The sequence below is a fragment of the Campylobacter felis genome, from assembly GCF_030250085.1.
Lineage (GTDB): Bacteria > Campylobacterota > Campylobacteria > Campylobacterales > Campylobacteraceae > Campylobacter_D > Campylobacter_D upsaliensis.
In genome coordinates this window covers 1-3,330 of sequence record NZ_JANURX010000031.1, presented here as the reverse complement: position 1 = coordinate 3,330, position 3,330 = coordinate 1, and the positions used below count along the sequence as shown (strand labels likewise).

Genomic DNA, 3,330 nt, shown 5'->3' with positions numbered 1-3,330 from the left:
GAGATGATTATTTTGAGAAAATGCAAGAGCTTAAAGATATAGAAAATAAATTTTACAAATATATCACAGGGCTTGAAAAGACTAAAAACCAAATTGAAAATATACAATTTCAAATACAAAAGGCAAACAAACAAGCGCAAAGGTTTTTCAATACAAACGAACCCCAGTCCTCAAAGCCTAAAGAAAGTGCTGGGGTCGAAAATGAGAGCGAAAAGCTTAAAAGCGATTTGCTAGATAAAACTAAGCCTTTAAGAAAAGCAGAAAAAGAGGAGCTAACAAACGAGCTTTTAGAGCAAGCAAAAGAGCAAAATGCGAAAATATGGGTGGGAAACTTAGAAAGTGAAAATTTAGCAGATGAATTAGGGCTTAATTTTCAAAAGGGCGTTAAAATAACTATGAACGGCAACGCCTTAAAGCATATTGAAAAGAGGCACGGCGTAAATTCTGCACTAGCTAAAAATGGACAGCTTATCGTGGAAAATGAGGATTATGCTAATCACGCTAAAATAGTCAATGAAGCGGATAAAAGAAAGATTATTTTAAGTGAGGATAATCAAAAAATACTAGTGAGCGGTAAGCAAATTAATGGTTATCACATTATCATAGAAAGCATAAGCACGAAAGATAATGAGCTAAAACTAAAAACTATGTATAAAGAAAATGGAAGCCTTGAAAATAGCAATATTTTTAAAGAGCCAGTTAGAGACCGCATAAGCGGCGGCGAATCCCTTAGAGTAAATCCAAGTAACTCCTTAGACCCTAATGGCTCAAAGGAAATTATAGCACAAAAAGCGGACCAAGAGCAATGGTTAGAAACTTTTGGCTTAAAGAGTATGGAGGAGGCTTACACGCCGAAATTTAGCAAAGAAGTGAAAGAGGCTTTAGAGCCAGTGCTAAAGGGCGATGAAATAAAGCTTACAAAGGGCAGTTTTGACAAGCTTTTAAAGCGTAATAGAGAGGAGTTTTTACCATTTATTAAAGAGACTTTAGAAAATGCGGATGCTGTCGTTAAACAAGCGGATGGGGCTTTGATTTTTGCTAAGGATTATCGAGACGAAAGGCTAGGCAAATTTTTTGCTAGTGTAAGCAGAAATGATGAGGGTGAGTGGGTCATCACAAGTAATGCGCCGAAAACTTTAAATAATCTTAAAAATAAAATTGAGGAGGGAGGGGAGCTTTTATATAGTGATTTGCCCGAGCTTCCAATAATCGCTAAGCCCGAATTAAGCGCCGAAGCGTTGAACGGCGAGGCAAATCTAAATGAAAGTATACCACAAAATTCTAAGATTATAAATCCCCAAACGCAAGATTTAAGAAAAAGATTAAAAGAACAAATTAACCAACAAGTAGAAATCTATCGCACGCTAAGAGACGAAGCAGAAAAGAAGATACGAGAAAGAATTGGTGAAATACTAGAGAATAATCCAAAATATGCGAGTCACTTAACAAGATATAACATTAAGAATTTACATAAAAAAATAACAGAACAAAAAAGACAAAAAATAAATTTAGAAGAAGTTAGAAAGGTGCAAGGCTTAATCCGCGAAATGAAAGCATTGTGGAAAGAAGCAGACAATCTAGAAAACTTTAAAAAACAAGACGGAGAAAAAAAGAATCCCAGCCCGCTTGAAAAAGAATATTACAAATTAGAATCATTGAGAAGCGAATATGGCAGAGAGCTAGAAAAAGAAGTGGAAAGGCTAGAGGGTTTAGAAATAAAGCATCCGCAAGAATATAATTATTTACTAGCTTTAGAAGATGAGATGATCAGCCCTTATTCAGAATTTAGCTGGGAAAATACAAGAAACAGCCGGGAAAACATAAGAAACAAAATGCAAGAATACATCTATAAAGAAACCGCAAAAGCCTTAAATCTAAAGTATTTCAAAACAAAAGAAAGTTTATTACGCCCTTTAAATTTATATTGGGATCAATTGGATGGAGTCTTTGAGCTTATTGGAGAAAGGCTAGGGGTTAAATCTGAAAGTGTAAAGATATTCAGGCCAATATACCCTAAAATAAGAAAAGCGATAGAAAAACATTTAAACCTTAAGCCGCTAGAGGAATTTGGCACGAACTATGCGGAGTTTTACAGAGACGGCAAAGGTGCGATTAAAAAGCTAATCAGAGAGGCTGGGGCTTTTAAAGAAAGCGGCGAAAAAGGCGAATTCAAAGCCCAAGTCAGTGGAGCGTTTTACAGGGAGGAATTAGGGGACATTGATTTGGTCTGGGGGGAAATCACGGACTTAGAAAAGCATAAAGGCTATGGGTTAGCACACATTTTAGACAAACACCCTGAATTTGATGTTTTTAAAATCCCGCAAATCATAGAGCAAGGCGAAATCCAAAAAACTTATAATGGTTATAATGTCGTTACAAATGATTATATAGTCGGCTTAAATAAGGGTTTTAAGGATAAAGAAGGCAAGGTTATAAATGATAGTAATGTATGGGTCGTAACAAGCTTTGAACCACAAATCAAAGGCAAAAAGGAAGCTAGTAGCATAGCATCCGTTACTAGCAATTACAATGAGCCGATGCCTCATAAACCTTTAGAGGACATTATACCACAAAAAAACATAAATTTAGCTATGGAAAAGTTTCATTATGATGAGAAAAAGGCTAAAGATTTGCTAGAGTGGCATAAAAACTCACACCCTTTAACCAAAGATGAAAACGGATTGCCTAATGTGTTTTATCACGGAAGCGGTGCGAGATTTCAAGTATTTAAAAAGGAATTTGACAAAGGCAAAACAGGATTTTGGTTCACAGATGGGAAAATAATAGCAGAGGATTTTGCAAAAGATAAGGGAGGAAAGGCTATTTACCCTGTATTTTTAAAAATGAAAAATCCTATATGGCTAACTTATCAAAAAGAGGGGGATAAATGGGTATTTGACTGGCTTGATGATGAGGGGAAAGCATTACTTAAAGAAGCAAAAAATCAAGGCTTGAGTATAGATTATTTTCAAAAAGACTTTAAATTTAAAGAGTTTTTAGAAAGCAAGGGATATGATGGCATAGTTTTAAAAACTAAATTAAATGGAAATTTACGACATAGCGTTTTCAATCCTAATCAAATTAAGCATATTGACAATAAGGGAAGCTTTACTGACAAAAAAAGCAATATTACTAAAAATAAGCCCAAAAATAGCGAAGCGGAGCATAAATATTTCAACGAAAATAGCGAAAACATGTATTATTCTAACCCTCACATAGGAGCGGGGTTAGTAGGCGGGGTGCTAAACGGCGTAGAGCAAGATGAGGAGGGGAATTTAAGCTTTGACCCTGCGAAATTTGCGGCGGGCTTTTTAGGCGCAAGTTTAGGGA

General features: G+C 35.7%; 1 protein-coding gene. It reads left to right on the top strand.

The genetic code is table 11. The features are described 5' to 3' along the window. On the top strand, nt 1-3,330 hold a 3,330-nt coding region (locus NYG92_RS09050), incomplete at both ends, for an ADP-ribosyltransferase-containing protein (RefSeq protein WP_289234202.1).